Source organism: Streptomyces sp. CAI-85, from assembly GCF_013363615.1.
Lineage (GTDB): Bacteria > Actinomycetota > Actinomycetes > Streptomycetales > Streptomycetaceae > Streptomyces > Streptomyces antibioticus_B.
The window spans coordinates 1-14,455 of the sequence record NZ_JAANNX010000029.1; the positions used below are offsets into that span (position 1 = coordinate 1).

11 protein-coding genes are annotated in these 14,455 nt (G+C 71.8%); 6 read left to right on the forward strand and 5 right to left on the reverse strand.

Going from position 1 to position 14,455, the window contains the following annotated elements:
* The 4 genes from G6W55_RS25265 to G6W55_RS25280 all read right to left on the reverse strand — a co-directional run.
* Positions 1 to 1,861: multifunctional oxoglutarate decarboxylase/oxoglutarate dehydrogenase thiamine pyrophosphate-binding subunit/dihydrolipoyllysine-residue succinyltransferase subunit (locus G6W55_RS25265; protein WP_175523125.1), on the reverse strand; the 1,861-nt coding region annotated here is incomplete at its 3' end.
* Between the two features lie 313 nt (positions 1,862 to 2,174).
* A complete protein-coding gene (locus tag G6W55_RS25270; protein WP_175523126.1) occupies positions 2,175 to 3,275 on the reverse strand; it encodes an ATP-binding protein in 1,101 nt (366 codons plus the stop codon).
* Positions 3,272 to 4,012 (reverse strand): response regulator transcription factor, encoded by a 741-nt coding sequence (locus G6W55_RS25275; RefSeq protein ID WP_030784305.1) that lies wholly within the window; start codon positions 4,010 to 4,012, stop codon positions 3,272 to 3,274. Before G6W55_RS25275 ends, G6W55_RS25270 begins: the two co-directional genes overlap by 4 nt.
* 122 nt (positions 4,013 to 4,134) lie before the next feature.
* Complete coding sequence (locus G6W55_RS25280; protein WP_175523127.1) at positions 4,135 to 4,812, reverse strand: spermidine synthase; 678 nt, start codon at positions 4,810 to 4,812, stop codon at positions 4,135 to 4,137.
* Positions 4,813 to 5,046: 234 nt separating this feature from the next.
* Between G6W55_RS25280 and lon the strand changes: the two genes are divergently transcribed.
* A complete protein-coding gene (lon, locus tag G6W55_RS25285) occupies positions 5,047 to 7,467 on the forward strand; it encodes an endopeptidase La (protein WP_175523128.1) in 2,421 nt (806 codons plus the stop codon).
* 136 nt (positions 7,468 to 7,603) lie between these two features.
* Positions 7,604 to 8,074: a MarR family transcriptional regulator gene (locus G6W55_RS25290; protein ID WP_175523129.1), complete on the forward strand. Its 471-nt coding sequence runs from the start codon at positions 7,604 to 7,606 to the stop codon at positions 8,072 to 8,074.
* 27 nt (positions 8,075 to 8,101) lie between these two features.
* On the opposite strand, the gene G6W55_RS25295 is transcribed toward G6W55_RS25290, so the two are convergent.
* Entirely contained in the window at positions 8,102 to 8,890 is a 789-nt protein-coding gene (locus G6W55_RS25295; protein WP_175523130.1) for a hypothetical protein, read from the reverse strand.
* 379 nt (positions 8,891 to 9,269) lie between these two features.
* On the opposite strand from G6W55_RS25295, the gene G6W55_RS25300 reads away from it, so the two are divergent.
* The 4 genes from G6W55_RS25300 to G6W55_RS25315 are packed head-to-tail and all read left to right on the forward strand — an operon-like array spanning position 9,270 to position 14,440.
* On the forward strand, positions 9,270 to 12,836 hold the full coding sequence (locus G6W55_RS25300; RefSeq protein ID WP_175523131.1) for a nitrate- and nitrite sensing domain-containing protein: 3,567 nt from the start codon (positions 9,270 to 9,272) through the stop codon (positions 12,834 to 12,836).
* Positions 12,833 to 13,372: a roadblock/LC7 domain-containing protein gene (locus G6W55_RS25305; RefSeq protein ID WP_175523132.1), complete on the forward strand. Its 540-nt coding sequence runs from the start codon at positions 12,833 to 12,835 to the stop codon at positions 13,370 to 13,372. The genes G6W55_RS25300 and G6W55_RS25305 overlap by 4 nt, the downstream gene beginning before the upstream one ends.
* The gene (locus G6W55_RS25310; RefSeq protein ID WP_175523133.1) at positions 13,369 to 13,788 is read left to right on the forward strand and encodes a DUF742 domain-containing protein; all 420 of its coding nucleotides are present in this window, start codon (positions 13,369 to 13,371) and stop codon (positions 13,786 to 13,788) included. The genes G6W55_RS25305 and G6W55_RS25310 overlap by 4 nt, the downstream gene beginning before the upstream one ends.
* The gene (locus G6W55_RS25315; protein ID WP_375372469.1) at positions 13,769 to 14,440 is read left to right on the forward strand and encodes an ATP/GTP-binding protein; all 672 of its coding nucleotides are present in this window, start codon (positions 13,769 to 13,771) and stop codon (positions 14,438 to 14,440) included. Before G6W55_RS25310 ends, G6W55_RS25315 begins: the two co-directional genes overlap by 20 nt.
* Positions 14,441 to 14,455: the final 15 nt, after the last annotated feature.

Below are 14,455 nucleotides of genomic sequence, written 5' to 3' on the forward strand. Positions count from 1 at the left end.
ACTTGACGTCGCCGGAGCCGTGCATCGACTTCGGGTCGAGGTTGCCCTCGAACTCGCGGAAGATCTGCGCGTACGACTTGCCGACGATGTTCGCGAGGACGTTCAGCCGGCCGCGGTGGGCCATGCCGATGACGACCTCGTCCAGGCGGGACTCCGCCGCGCTGTCGATGACCGCGTCGAGCAGCGGGATGACGGACTCGCCGCCCTCCAGGGAGAAGCGCTTCTGGCCGACGTACTTCGTCTGGAGGAAGGTCTCGAACGCCTCCGCGGCGTTCAGCCGGCGCAGGATGCGGAGCTGCTCCTCGCGCTCGGGCTTGGTGTGCGGGCGCTCGATGCGGTCCTGGATCCACTTGCGCTGCTTGGGGTCCTGGATGTGCATGAACTCGATGCCGGTGGTGCGGCAGTACGAGTCGCGCAGCACGCCGAGGATGTCGCGCAGCTTCATCAGGGACTTGCCGGCGAAGCCGCCGACGGCGAACTCGCGCTCCAGGTCCCACAGGGTGAGGCCGTGCTCGGTGATGTCCAGGTCGGGGTGCTTGCGCTGGCGGTACTCCAGCGGGTCGGTGTCGGCCATGACATGGCCGCGGACCCGGTAGGAGTGGATCAGCTCGAAGACCCGGGCGGCCTTGGTGACGTCGTCGTCGTGGCTGGCGTCGATGTCCTTGAGCCAGCGGACCGGCTCGTAGGGGATGCGCAGCGCCTCGAAGATGTCGTCGTAGAAGCCCTGCTCGCCGAGGAGGAAGTTCGCGACGATCCGCAGGAACTCGCCGGAGGCGGCGCCCTGGATGACCCGGTGGTCGTAGGTCGACGTGAGCGTCATGACCTTGGAGATGCCGAGCTTGTTCAGGGTGTCCTGGCTGGTGCCCTGGAACTCCGCCGGGTAGTCCATGGAGCCGACGCCCATGATCACCGACTGGCCGGGCATCAGACGCGGCACGGAGTGGACGGTGCCGAGGCCGCCGGGGTTGGTCAGGGAGACCGTGACACCGGTGAAGTCGTCCATCGTCAGCTTGCCGTCGCGGGCGCGGCGGACGATGTCCTCGTAGGCCTGCCAGAACTCGAAGAAGTTGAGCGTCTCGGCCTTCTTGATGCCGGCGACGACGAGCTGGCGGTCGCCGTTGGGCTTCACCAGGTCGATGGCGAGGCCGAAGTTGACGTGCGGCGGCTTGACGAGGGTGGGCTTCCCGTCCTTCTCCGCGTAGTGCCAGTTCATCGACGGCATGGCCTTGATGGCCTGCACCATCGCGAAGCCGATCAGGTGCGTGAAGGAGATCTTCCCGCCCCGGGCCCGCTTGAGGTGGTTGTTGATCACGATGCGGTTGTCGAACAGCAGCTTCACCGGGACCGCGCGCACGGACGTGGCCGTGGGCAGCTCCAGCGAGGCGTTCATGTTCTTGGCGACCGCGGCGGCGGGGCCGCGCAGGGTGATCAGCTCCGGGCCCTCGGACGCGGCCGCGGGCTGCGCGGCGGGCGCTGCCTTCGCGGCGGCCGGCCGGGGAGCCGCGGCGGGCTTCGCCGGGGCGGGCGCCGGGGCCTTGGCGGCGGGCGCCGGAGCCGGGACGGCGGCGGGCTGCGCGGCCGGGGCGGGCGCCTTCGCGGCGGGCGCCGCGGGTGTGGTGGTCCCTGCGGCCCCCGCGGCCGCAGTACCCGCCGCAGCCGGAGCGGCGGCGGCCGCGCCCGGCTTGTAGTCGGCGAAGAAGTCCCACCAGGCACGGTCTACCGAATTCGGGTCCTGGAGGTACTGCTGATAGATCTCGTCGACGAGCCACTCGTTGGCACCGAACGCGGCAGCGGGGTTCTTGCCCGCTTGGTCTGCGTCGGTCGAAAGGCTCGATGCGTTACTGGGGGACTGTGGCGACACGGCGGCAACCGCCCTCTTCCGCTTCACAAGGTGATGGACAGCGGGAATAAAGGCTACGCCTCCAAGAGCACGTAGGTCAGGCCGGGCCGGTCCATCGTCGCGTAAGTCACATCGGAACACGCGTTTCGGCGGCGGAAATGGCGGGAAACAAGCGCGGTTGCGCTGCGAAAGGGGTGCGTGGACGCAGGTCGCGCACACCGAGCGTGCGGACCCGTGCCGACCTGCGCCGGTGCGCCGTCGGTTCTGTGCCTGATCACACGTGTCCATGCGTGCGGACGCCCGTGGATCATCTGGCTCCGCATTCAACTTTACGTCAACTTGGTACGGAAGACTCTCCCGGAAGAGTGACAAGAATCCGGCAACCCCGCTCGGATTCGGCCACCCCTATCCGGCCGCCGTGCAGATCGACGGCCCAGCGGGCGATCGCGAGACCCAGCCCCGTACCGCCGTCGCTGCCCGGCCCGTGCGGCCGCCGGACGGCTCCCCGGTTGAACCGCTCGAACACGCGGTGCCACTCCGAGCGCGGGATACCGGGCCCCTCGTCCAGGATCTCCAGCTCCAGCGACTCCGGCAGCGGGCCGCGCCGCGCCTTGACCGTGACCCGGCCGTGCGGCGGGGAGTGCTTGACCGCGTTGTCGATCAGATTGGCGACGACCTGGTGGATGCGCTCGGGGTCCGCGTGCGCCGTCAGCTCCGGCGGCGAGACGTCCAGGTGCAGATGCACGTCGGTACGCGTGTGCGTGCCGCCCGACCCCATCGCGGCCCGCGCCGAGGCGACCATGTTGGACTCCTTCAGCACCCCCGACAGATACGGCCACACCTCGAAACGCCGCTTGCGCAGCGGTACGACGCCGTTGTCCAGCCGGGACAGGTCCAGCAGGGTCTCCACGAGCCGGCCGAGGCGCTCGGTCTGCTTCAGCGCGGTGCGCATGGTCTCGGTGTCGGCCTCGGCGATGCCGTCGACGACGTTCTCCAGGACCGCGCGCAGTCCGGCGATCGGGGTGCGCAGCTCGTGCGAGACGTTCGCCACCAGCTCCTTGCGCTGGCGGTCCTGGGCCTCCAGCTCGTCCGCCATCACATTGATCGTCTGGGCCAGGTCGCCCAGCTCGTCGCGGCGGTTCTCGCTGACCCGGCGGGTGTAGTCGCCGTGCGAGATGGAGCGGGCGACCGCGTTCATCTCGTCCAGCGGAGCGGTGAGGGAATGCGCCACGAACTGCGTGATGAGCAGGGTGGCGATCATCGAGAAGACCGTGATGAAGCGGAGTTCCGTCTTCGTGTGCACGGCGATCACGGACAGCCCGGTGGTGATCAGCACCGAGACGACGACCAGCGCGCCGAGCTTGGTCTTCACCGAGAACGGGCGCACTTTCCCCCAGGACTCCCCGGGGTCTCTCGGACCGTCCGCGCCGCTCATGGCGTGGGGGTCTCCAGCGCGTAGCCCACACCGTGCACGGTGCGGATCCGCTCGGCGCCGATCTTCCGGCGCAGCGCCTTGATGTGGCTGTCGACCGTGCGGGTGCCGGAGGCGTCCGCCCAGTCCCAGACCTCCGCCAGCAACTGCTCACGGGAGAGCACCGCGCGCGGGGTGTTGGCCAGGCAGACCAGCAGGTCGAACTCGGTGGGCGTCAGATGCACGTCCTCCGAGCGGACCCGGACCCGGCGCTGCGCGTGGTCGATCTCCAGCTCGCCGAGGCGCAGGATGCCGCTGCGGGGCGTGGTCGCCGCGATCGCGGCGCGCTCCACCCGGCGCAGCAGCACGTGCACGCGCGCGGCCAGCTCGCGCATCGAGAACGGCTTGGTCATGTAGTCGTCGGCGCCCACGCCGAGCCCGACCAGCATGTCGGTCTCGTCGTCGCGCGCGGTGAGCATGAGGACCGGCACCGGGCGGGCGGCCTGCACCCGGCGGCACACCTCGAGGCCGTCGAAGCCGGGCAGCATGATGTCGAGGATCAGCAGATCGGGCTGCCATGCCTCCGCGGTGTCGACGGCCGCGGGGCCGTCGCCCGCCGTTTGCACGAGGAATCCCTCGGCGCGCAGGCGGGCCGCGATGGCGTCGACGATCGTCGGGTCGTCCTCGACCACCAGAACGCGGCGCTGCGCGCCCTGGGTCGCCGTCGTCGTGCCGTTGTGCGCGGTGTGTGTCTGCTCCATCGCCCGCCCCTGAGTGTGCTTTCCGGAACCAGTGGGGTGGTCCCTTGTCTGCGCATGACTGCGGTTGACGCGTAAATGATCGGCGTCAGGCATGAAACGTACCCGGAGTCACCTCGCCTTTGCTATCCAGGTCGGACGGCGAGGTGCACGACGTCCGGCACGCCTCGGGCAACGGGGATCTCTTCGGTACGCACCTGCTGGAACCCGGCATTCCCCAAGGTTCCCTCGAATTCCGGAGAGGGCTGGGCGGACCATACCGCGAGCACGCCACCGGGTCTCAACACCCTTGCGCAGCGCGTGAGTCCGGTCACCGAATAGAGGCTGTCGTTGCCCTCGTCGACGGTCCAGCCAGGACCGTTGTCGATGTCGAGGCAGAGCGCGTCGAACGTGTCGCATGTCTCATTGACGTAGTCCAGCAGGTCGGCCTCCACGATCTTCGCGCGCGGATCGGCGAGCGCCCGCGCGGAGAGGGCGGCCAGCGGGCCGCCGCGGTGCCAGTCGACGACGGCCCGCTCGCGCTCCACGACGGTGACCGCGCCCCAGCGGGGGTCGGCCGCGGCGTGTGCGAGCGAGAATCCGACGCCGAGACCGCCGATCAGCAGTTCCGGGGCGTCCCGGCCGTCCAGGGCGGCGAGCGCGGCGTCCACCAGCAGGCGTTCGGAGCGGCCGTCGGAGGTGTCCATCAGGAAGCAGCCGTTCGCGATGATCTGGAGCAGCGTCCCGTGCCGGCGCAGCACCACCTCGCCGTAAGGACCCTCGCGACGGTCCAGCACTTCGGGGATGTCGTAGGGCGTCACCATCGGCCCATCGTGGCATTTCTCTGACGGAACGTTGACGGAACGCGAAGAGACCTGGTCGGGCGGGGGTGAAGAAGCTGTGCGGCATTGACGGACGGGCTGTGACTCCCTCCTTCGGCGATCGCCCGGTGAGCGTCCGGTGATCGCCCACAGCGAACGGGCGGTCGTCCCGGGAACATCCCGAGGCTCCCATGCATTGAGTCGGCATAGCTCAACTTGACTGCCGAAGGGGAGATCATGGCTTCGACGTCCGCATCGCTCACCCTGCCCGTACTGCCTCTCGATGACGAGGTCGTACTCCCCGGCATGGTGGTTCCGCTGGACCTCAACGACACCGACGTGCGCGCCGCGGTGGAGGCCGCTCAGGCCGCCGCGCGGTCCGAGCCGGGCAAGCCCAGGGTGCTGCTGGTCCCGCGGATCGACGGGACGTACGCGAGCACCGGCGTGCTGGGCACCGTCGAACAGGTCGGTCGGCTGGCCGACGGCGACCCGGGCGCGCTGATCCGCGGCCGCGGGCGCGTGCAGATCGGCGCCGGGACGACCGGCCCGGGCGCCGCGCTCTGGGTCGAGGGCACCCGTATCGACCAGAGCGTGCCGGAACCCCTGCCGGGGCACGTCACCGACCTGGTCAAGGAGTACAAGGCGCTCGCCACCGCCTGGCTGCGCAAGCGCGGCGCCTGGCAGGTCGTCGACCGCGTCCAGGCCATCGACGACGTCTCCGCGCTCGCCGACAACTCCGGCTACTCGCCGTTCCTGACCACCGAACAGAAGGTGGAGCTGCTGGAGACCGCCGACCCGGTGGCCCGGCTGAAGCTCGCCACCCGGCAACTGCGCGACCACCTCGCCGAGCAGGACGTCGCCGAGACCATCGCCAAGGACGTCCAGGAGGGCGTCGACAAGCAGCAGCGCGAGTTCCTGCTGCGCCGTCAGCTCGACGCCGTCCGCAAGGAACTGCGCGAGCTGAACGGCGACTCCAAGGACTCCGCCGAGGAGTCCGACGACTACCGCTCCCGCGTGGAGGCCGCCGACCTGCCCGAGAAGGTCCGCGAGGCCGCCCTCAAGGAGGTCGACAAGCTGGAGCGGTCCTCCGACCAGTCCCCGGAGGGCTCCTGGATCCGCACCTGGCTGGACACCGTCCTCGAACTGCCCTGGAACGAGCGGACCGAGGACTCCTACGACATCCAGGGCGCCAAGGCGATCCTCGACGCCGAGCACGCGGGCCTGGAGGACGTGAAGGAGCGGATCACCGAGTACCTGGCCGTGCGCAAGCGCCGCGGCGAGCGGGGCCTCGGTGTCGTCGGCGGGCGGCGCGGCGGTGCCGTGCTGGCGCTCGTCGGCCCGCCCGGCGTCGGCAAGACCAGCCTCGGCGAGTCGGTCGCGCACGCCATGGGCCGCTCCTTCGTCCGCGTCGCCCTCGGCGGCGTCCGCGACGAGGCCGAGATCCGCGGCCACCGCCGTACGTACGTCGGCGCGCTGCCCGGCCGGATCGTGCGCGCGATCAAGGAGGCCGGGTCGATGAACCCGGTGGTCCTGCTGGACGAGATCGACAAGGTGGGCTCCGACTTCCGGGGCGACCCGGCCGCCGCCCTCCTCGAAGTCCTCGACCCGGCGCAGAACCACACCTTCCGGGACCACTACCTGGAGGTCGAGCTGGACCTGTCCGACGTCGTCTTCCTGGCCACCGCCAATGTCCTGGAGGCGATCCCGGAGGCCCTGCTCGACCGGATGGAGCTGGTCCGCCTCGACGGCTACACCGAGGACGAGAAGGTCGTCATCGCCCGCGACCACCTCCTCCCGCGCCAGCTCGAACGGGCCGGCCTGGACAAGGAGGAAGTGGTCCTGGAGGAGAGCGCCCTGCGCAAGCTGGCCGGCGAGTACACCCGCGAGGCGGGCGTGCGCACCCTGGAGCGGACCGTCGCCCGGCTGCTCCGCAAGGTCGCGGCCCAGCACGAACTGGGCGAGCGGGAGCTGCCGTTCACCGTCACCGACGCCGAGCTGCGCGCGCTGATCGGACGGCCGCACCACGTTCCCGAGTCCGCCCAGGACCCGGCCGAGCGCCGCACCGCGGTGCCGGGCGTGGCCACGGGCCTCGCGGTCACCGGCGCCGGAGGCGACGTCCTCTATGTGGAGGCGTCGCTCGCCGACCCGGAGACCGGCGCGGCCGGACTGACCCTGACCGGTCAGCTCGGTGACGTGATGAAGGAGTCGGCGCAGATCGCGCTGAGCTTCCTGCGCTCGCACGGCGCGGAGCTGGAGCTGCCGGTCGGCGACCTCAAGGACCGGGGTGTGCACATCCACTTCCCGGCGGGCGCGGTCCCCAAGGACGGCCCCAGCGCCGGCGTCACGATGACGACGGCCCTCGCCTCGCTGCTGTCGGGCCGGCTGGTCCGCACGGACGTGGCGATGACCGGCGAGGTCTCCCTGACCGGCCGGGTGCTGCCGATCGGCGGCGTCAAGCAGAAGCTGCTCGCCGCCCACCGCGCCGGGGTGACGACCGTCGTCATCCCCAAGCGCAACGAACCCGACCTGGACGACGTCCCGGCGGAGGTCCTCGACACGCTGGACGTCCACGCCGTCACCGACGTCCGCCAGGTCCTGGAACTGGCGCTCGCGCCCGCCGTGAACGGCGCGGCGCCGGAGGTTCCGGTGGCGGCGTGACGGACGCCACCGGAAGAACGGCGGGACCCGGATCTCCCAGGAGACCCGGGTCCTCGCCGGACCCTGGCCGGGGACATGGAAAGCTACGCAGGTAGACGACCAGACGGACACGGGGAACCGGAGCAGGGGTGCTGACGTGCACGAGGACACACACGGCGAGGGACACGGGGGCGGCGAGTCCACGGAGTTCCTGTCCCTGGAGCGGGAACTGACGGTGCTGCTGCGCCGCGCCCGCGCCAACCAGGGCGAGATGGCCCGCGAGGTCCATCCGGACCTGGAGTCCGCCGCGTACGGTCTGCTGATCCGGCTGGAGGAGTGCGGACGGCAGCGCGCCACCGAACTCGCCGCGTACATCGGCGTCGGCAAGGCCACCATGTCCCGTCAGCTCCGCGCCCTGGAACAGCTCGGCCTGGTCGCCCGTGAACCCGACCCGGCCGACGGCCGCGCCTGGCTCGTCGACCTCACCGAGGAGGGCCGCACCCGCGTCGGCCGGGTCCGGGAGGCCCGCCGCGCGCGGTACGTCCGCAACTTCTCCGACTGGGACCGCGCCGAGGTCGCCGAACTGGCCCGGCTGCTCCAGCAGCTCAACCGCGGCATGGAGAAGTAGCGCCGCCCCGACCGGGCCTGACGCTCCCTACAGGTCCACGTACACCGCTGTCGCGTCGTCATGCGTCTTGCCGGTCCCCAGGAACGTCCGGGCCGTGGCGTCCGCGTCCTCAAGGACCCGCACCTTCTCCACGAGGGCGCGGGGGCCGTCCTCGCGGACGAGGGTGAACAGGGACGTCCAGTCGCCCTCGCGGAAGGTCTCCGTCCAGCGGGTCGCGCCGTCGGACAGCGCGGCCAGCGAGACGACCTCCGTACGGGGCACACTTCCGGCCACCGCGCGGTCCGCCACCGCCGGATCCGCGGCGGCCGTGAAGAAGCCGCCCTCCTTGTTGCGCAGCGTCCCGTCGACCGTCGCGGCGCTCCTCAACAGGGCGCGCGGCAGCAGGGCGAGACGCTCGTCCCGGACCGGCGAGACCGTGCCCCCGGGGGACGCAAGGAGCAGCGTCGCGTCGCACAGCACCAGGTACTCCACGGTCTCCGGGGACCAGCGCGCCAGGGCCACCGTCGCCTGCGGAGTACGCGGGTGAGAAAGGTCACAGGTTCGCGCATGGGCGTCGGCGGTACGCGCGACGGCGCGGGACAGGGCCTCCGTCAGCGGAACATCCGGGAGGGAAACGGTCAGTTCGGTCAGGGCCCCGCCCAGGCGCGCCGTGAACCAGGGGACCGAATGCAGACAGCCCCCGCCGTCCGCCGGTGGTGTCACCCCGTCCAGCAGGACGACCGAACCGCCCTGCCCGGAGGCGGAAAGTCCGACACTCGCGAAGTCCTCGTTGGGACGGGCCCGATCGCCCGGCTCCGACACAAGTTCCGTACGCATCCGGCCAGTCTGCACGACCGCTCCACAGCATCCGCGAACGTCCCCCACACGCCGCCGGACCGCCGTACGAGCCCCGACCGGCCCAGGTCAGACGCCTGTTTTGGGCGGGAATGCTGGGCTCAGGGCAGGCGTGGTGGCGAATATTGTCAAAGCCTGCCGCTCACGTCCAACCGGCCCGCCGGACCGGGCCGTCGCGCGCGCCGCGGGAACTTGCCCGCCAACTCCCGTCCGATGTTCACTCCTTCGGGTGGCGGGGGAAGCGATGCGCGACCGCCGCCCACCGGCACTGGGAGGGTCGGGGACCGAACCGGGCGTACGCATCATTTGACGGAGCGTCACATCCGGCCCATGGGTACACGAGTCAGGAATGCGAGCACCGGTGCAGAAGACGCGGACTGGGCGTAAAGGCAGCCGGACGGCCTCCGAGGGCGGCGCCGAGCGCACCCCCGTCGGCAAGGGCCGCCCCACCCACGTACGCAACCGGCTGATCGTCGCCGTGGCCGTGGTGGCCGCCGCGATCGCCGGTGCCGGCGCCCCCGCGCTCCTCACCGCCTCCGGGCAGCTCAAGGACTCCCAGGACCTGGTCACCCTGGCCGAACAGACCGAGGACGCCCTCGCCCTGGCCCGGTCCCTCGCCGACGAACGCGACGAGGTCACCTCGTACGTCGCGGCCGGCCGCCCCGACTCCGAGGCCCCGTCCGCCGAGAGCGGCGCCCGGGTGGACCGCCAGGCCCGCGAGCTGACCGCCGAGACGGACGTCACCGCCGACCTGCGCGACGCCCTCGACTCCCTCACCGCCGTCCGCCGCACCGCGCTCACCGGCGAGGGCACCGCCCTGGAGGCGCACGACGCCTACTCCAAGGTGATCACCGCCCTGCACGGCCTCGCCGAACGGCTCGCCGAGCAGACCCCGGCGCGCGCGGGCTCCGGGGCGCACGCCCTCGTCGCGCTCGACACCGCCGTCCAGCAGGCGTCCGCCACCCGCGGACTGCTGCTCGCCGCGCTCCGGGTGCCGTCCGCCACGCAGACCGTCATCGACCCCGTCACCGGCCTGGCGAGCACCGAGAAGGTCTCCTCCGAGGCCGACACCGAGCGCCGCGACGCCCTCACCGCCGCCGCCCAGCAGTCCCGGGTCCGCTCCGACGCGGCCCTCGCCGACTTCCGCGCGTCCGCCCCCGAGGACATCGTCGAGTCGTACGACTCCACGGTCACCGGCGGGGACGTCGACACCGCGGAGAAGTACCTCGCCCGTCTCACCGACCAGCCCACCCTGAGCGCCGGTGAACTCGCCACCGGCGTCAAGAAGCTGGACGCCGCGCTCTCCGCCCGCGTCGACCTGATGCGCGGCGCCGAGTCCTCCCTCTACGGCGGGCGCGCCGACGACCTCGCCGCCCTGCGCGACGACGACGTCACCGGCCTGGAGATCAGGATCGCCCTGCTCGGCGCGCTGATGCTGCTCGCGGTCGCCGTCTCCACCGGCATGGCCCGCAGCCTCACCCGCCCGCTCTCCGTGCTGCGCCGCGGCTCCGCCCGGCTCGCCGGGGCCGAGAACCCGGCCGCCGAGGAACCCGTCACCTTCACCGGCCGCAACGACGAGTTCGCCCAGGTCGTCCGGTCCGTCAACGCCCTGCACGCGCACGCCGTCGCCGTCCACGAGCGGGTGGCGACGCTGGAGTCCGACCGCAAGCATCTCGTGGGCCAGCGCCAGGCGATGGCCGACGCCCGCGAGGAACTGCGCGCGGAGATCGCCGAGTCGGCGGACCGGCTCGAACGGCTGCGGTCCAGCATCACCGGCACCTTCGTCAACCTCGCCCTGCGCACCCTCGGTCTCGTCGAGCGCCAACTCGGCGTCATCGAGACCCTGGAGGAGCGCGAGCAGGACCCCGACCGGCTGGCCACCCTCTTCAAGCTCGACCACTTCGCGACCGTCATGCGGCGGCACAGCGAGAACCTCCTCGTCCTCGCCGGCACCGAACACGTCCAGCAGCACGCGGGGCCGATCCCGCTGGTGGACGTGGTCCGGGCGGCCGTCAGCGAGATCGAGCGCTACGAGCGGGTCCGGATCTCGGCGCTGCCGCCGCACGCGCACGTGGCCGGCTTCGCCGCGGACGACCTGAGCCATCTGCTCGCCGAACTCATGGAGAACGCCACCTCGTTCTCCCCGCCGGACCTGCCCGTCGAGGTCTCCGGCTGGCTCCTGGAGAGCGGCGAGGTCATGCTCTCCGTGCAGGACGAGGGCATCGGCATCCCGGAGGACCGTCTCACCGCCCTCAACGCCCGCCTCACCGACTTCGACCCCGAGACCCCCTACGACCAGGAGGGCGAGGAGGGACTCGGCCTCGGCCTGTACGTGGTGGCCCGCCTCGCGCACCGGCACGGGGTGCGGGTGCAGCTCCGCGAGCAGAAGCAGGGCGGGGTGGCGGCGGTCGTCGTCCTCCCGGCCACGCTGCTGCCCGAGGCGCCCTCGGCCGCGGTGCCGTCCTCGGCGCCGGCCTCCGCGCGGGCCCAGTCCTTCTCCCTGCCGGGCGCGGACGCGGAGGCCAACTCCAACGTCCTGCCGGGCCGCCCGAAGCCGGCGGACCCCCTGGTCGCGCTGGCGGAGAACGCCGTACGGGCGGCGGGGGAGGAAAGCCGCGGCGAGACGGTCCCGAGGCCCCGCAAGGAAACACCGGCGGAGGCACTGTCCGGCCCACGCCCCGAGACCCGGCCCGCCGCCTCGCCCGAGACGCGCGCCGACGTTCCGGCCGAGAGCCGGACCGATGCCCAGGCTGACACCCGTGCCGAGGCCCGGACCGACGTTCTGGCCGACGCCCGCGCCGACGCCTCGGCCGAGACCTCGGTCGGTACTGCGGCCGGTGCACCGGCTGGACGGCCGCCGGTACCGGCCGACGCAGACGGCGAGGCCGGGTTCGAGACCCCGGCCCGGGTCCCGGCCCAGGCCGAGCGGGACACCGCCGCCAGCTCTGACGCGAGCCCTGACGCCGAGCCCACCCCGGGGACGCCCGCCGCGTTCCCGGCCGAGAGCCCGGCCGAGACGACCATGGAACTCCTTCTGCCGGTCCCACCCGCGGAAGGGGACCCGGCACGACCCGAGGCCCAGGCTCAGGTCTCGGCCCAGGCTCAGGTCTCGGCCCAGGACCTGGACTCGGCCCAGGAGTTGGAACCGGCCAAGGCTCAAGCCCCGTCCCAGGCTCAAATCCTGGCTCAGGCTCAAGCCCAGGATGTGGACCCGGCTCAGGCCCAAGCCCCGGACCCGGCCCTGGCCCATGCCTCGGCCCCGGACCCGGACCCGGCCCAAGCCCCAGACCTGGACCCGGCTCAGGCTCAAGCCCTGGCCCAAGCTCAGGCTCAAGCCCCGGACCTGGGTTCGCTCCTGGCCCAAGCCTCGGCCCAGGACCCGAACCCGGCCCAAGCCTCGACCCAAGACCTGGACCCGGCCCGAACCCCGGCCCAAGACCTAGGCCCTGCCCAGGACCTGAACCCGGACGCAGCCAAGACACAAGCCCCTGCCCAGGACCCGAACCCGGCCCCGGCCAAGGCCCAAGCCCCGGCCCCGGACCCGGCCCCAAAGCCGGACTCCCCCCAGCCCTCAACCCCACCGACCTCACCGCTCCCCCCGGCCCCCGCCGAAGCCCAGGAAGAGCACGCGCGGGTTCCCGATCTGCCTGAGGAGCCGGTTACCGGCAAGGGGCTGCCCAAGCGCACGCCCAGGATCACCGCGCCCGTACAGACCCCGAGACAGCGCAGCGGTTCGGTCGACGCCGAGGCCCTCCGGCGGCGGCTGGGCGGTTTCCGCCGGGGGGCGGAGGCCGGATACCGCGAGGTGGAGGCGGAGATCGCCGAGAAGACGGGCCAGAACAAGGTTCCGGCCCCGCAGACGGCTCAAGAAGCACACGCACACGCCGAAGAAGACACGGGGGGCACAGTCGAGGAGGCAAGCAGTTGACCGCGCCCAGTACCTTCGGACTGAGCAGTGAAGCCCGTAACCTGCACTGGCTGTTGACGAACCTGGTGGAGGAGGTGCCCGGGATCCGGTCCGTGGCGGTCGTCTCCTCCGACGGCCTGCTGCTGCTCTCCTCGGACCCCGACCTCCCGCACGCCCGCACCCGGCTGCACGAGGCCACCACCGCCTCCGCCGACGTGCCCCGCCGGACGCCCGGGGAGAAACCCGCCGGCCCGCGCGGCTCGTCCGCCGACCTCGCCACCATCGTCTCCGGCATCGGGAGCCTCACCATCGGCGCCGCCCGGCTCATGGAGTTCGGCGGGGTGAAGCACACCATGATCGCGATGGCGGAGGGCAGCCTCTTCGTGATGTCGATCAGCGACGGCTCCCTGCTCGGCGTCCACGGCTCCGCCGACTGCGACATGAGCGTGGTGGCGTACCACATGGCGCTCTTCGTCGGCCGTGCGGGACATGTCCTGACCCCCGAACTCCGCAGTGAGCTACGGCAGTCGCTGGAGTCGGCCGGGAGCGGCCGATGAGCACCGGCCCGGCCGCCAGGAAGCGGCTCCCCGTCCGCGGCGGCGACCGCAAGCCCGCCCGCGTCCGCCCCTACTCGCTCACCGGCGGCCGGACCAGCTTCGGCCATGTCCTCCTCGTCGAGACCTTCGTGGCGGCCCTCGAAGCCCCCGAGGAGCGCAAGGAGTTGACGAACAGTTCGCTCAGATCCGCCGTCATGCCGGAGCTGCGCGCCATCGCCGAACTGTGCCGCCGGATGCGCACGGTGGCCGAGATCGCCGCGCTCCTGAAGATGCCGCTCGGTGTGGTCCGCGTCCTGCTGAGCGACCTCGCGGACCAGGGAAAGATCCGTGTGTACGGCACCGGTACCGCTCACGGTACGGGCCGTCCCGACCGCGCTCTGCTGGAAAGGGTGCTGAGTGGACTCCGTCGTCTCTGACGCCGCCACCTCCGTAGGCGTCACCTCCCTCCCGGGAATCCCCGCCGCTGCCGCGCCGTCCGACGCGGACGAGCCGCTCCGCCCCTGGCAGACCGACCGCACCCGCGCCCCCGTCGCCACGAAGATCGTGGTCGCGGGCGGTTTCGGCGTCGGCAAGACGACCCTGGTCGGCACCGTCTCGGAGATCGAGCCCCTCCAGACGGAGGCGCTGATGACCGAGGCCGGCGCGGCCGAGGACGACCTCACCGGCACGCCCGAGAAGTCCACCACCACGGTGGCCATGGACTACGGCCGTCTCACCCTCGACGACGACCTGGTGCTCTACCTCTTCGGCACCCCGGGCCAGCAGCGGTTCTGGTTCATGTGGGACGACCTGGTGCGCGGCGCGATCGGGGCGGTCGTGCTGGCCGACACCCGCCGGCTCAAGGACTGCTTCCCCGCCCTCGACTACTTCGAGAGCTGCGGGCTGCCGTACGTCGTCGCCGTCAACCACTTCGACCACAGCGAGCTGTTCGAGCCGGACGACGTGCGGGAGGCGCTGACGATCCCCGCACACATACCTGTCATGATCATGGACGCGCGGCGCCGGATCTCGGTGATCGAGACCCTTCTGGCCCTGGTGGGCCACGCGCTGGACGAAACCCCCGAGTAGTCCCGAGTGAAGTCC

Coding starts and splice junctions, on each gene's coding strand:
- G6W55_RS25295 (WP_175523130.1), bottom strand. CDS start 8,890: ATGCGTACGGAACTTGTGTCGGAGCCGGGCGATCGGGCCCGTCCCAAC.
- G6W55_RS25310 (WP_175523133.1), top strand. CDS start 13,369: ATGAGCACCGGCCCGGCCGCCAGGAAGCGGCTCCCCGTCCGCGGCGGC.
- G6W55_RS25280 (WP_175523127.1), bottom strand. CDS start 4,812: ATGGTGACGCCCTACGACATCCCCGAAGTGCTGGACCGTCGCGAGGGT.
- lon (WP_175523128.1), top strand. CDS start 5,047: ATGGCTTCGACGTCCGCATCGCTCACCCTGCCCGTACTGCCTCTCGAT.
- G6W55_RS25275 (WP_030784305.1), bottom strand. CDS start 4,012: ATGGAGCAGACACACACCGCGCACAACGGCACGACGACGGCGACCCAG.
- G6W55_RS25270 (WP_175523126.1), bottom strand. CDS start 3,275: ATGAGCGGCGCGGACGGTCCGAGAGACCCCGGGGAGTCCTGGGGGAAA.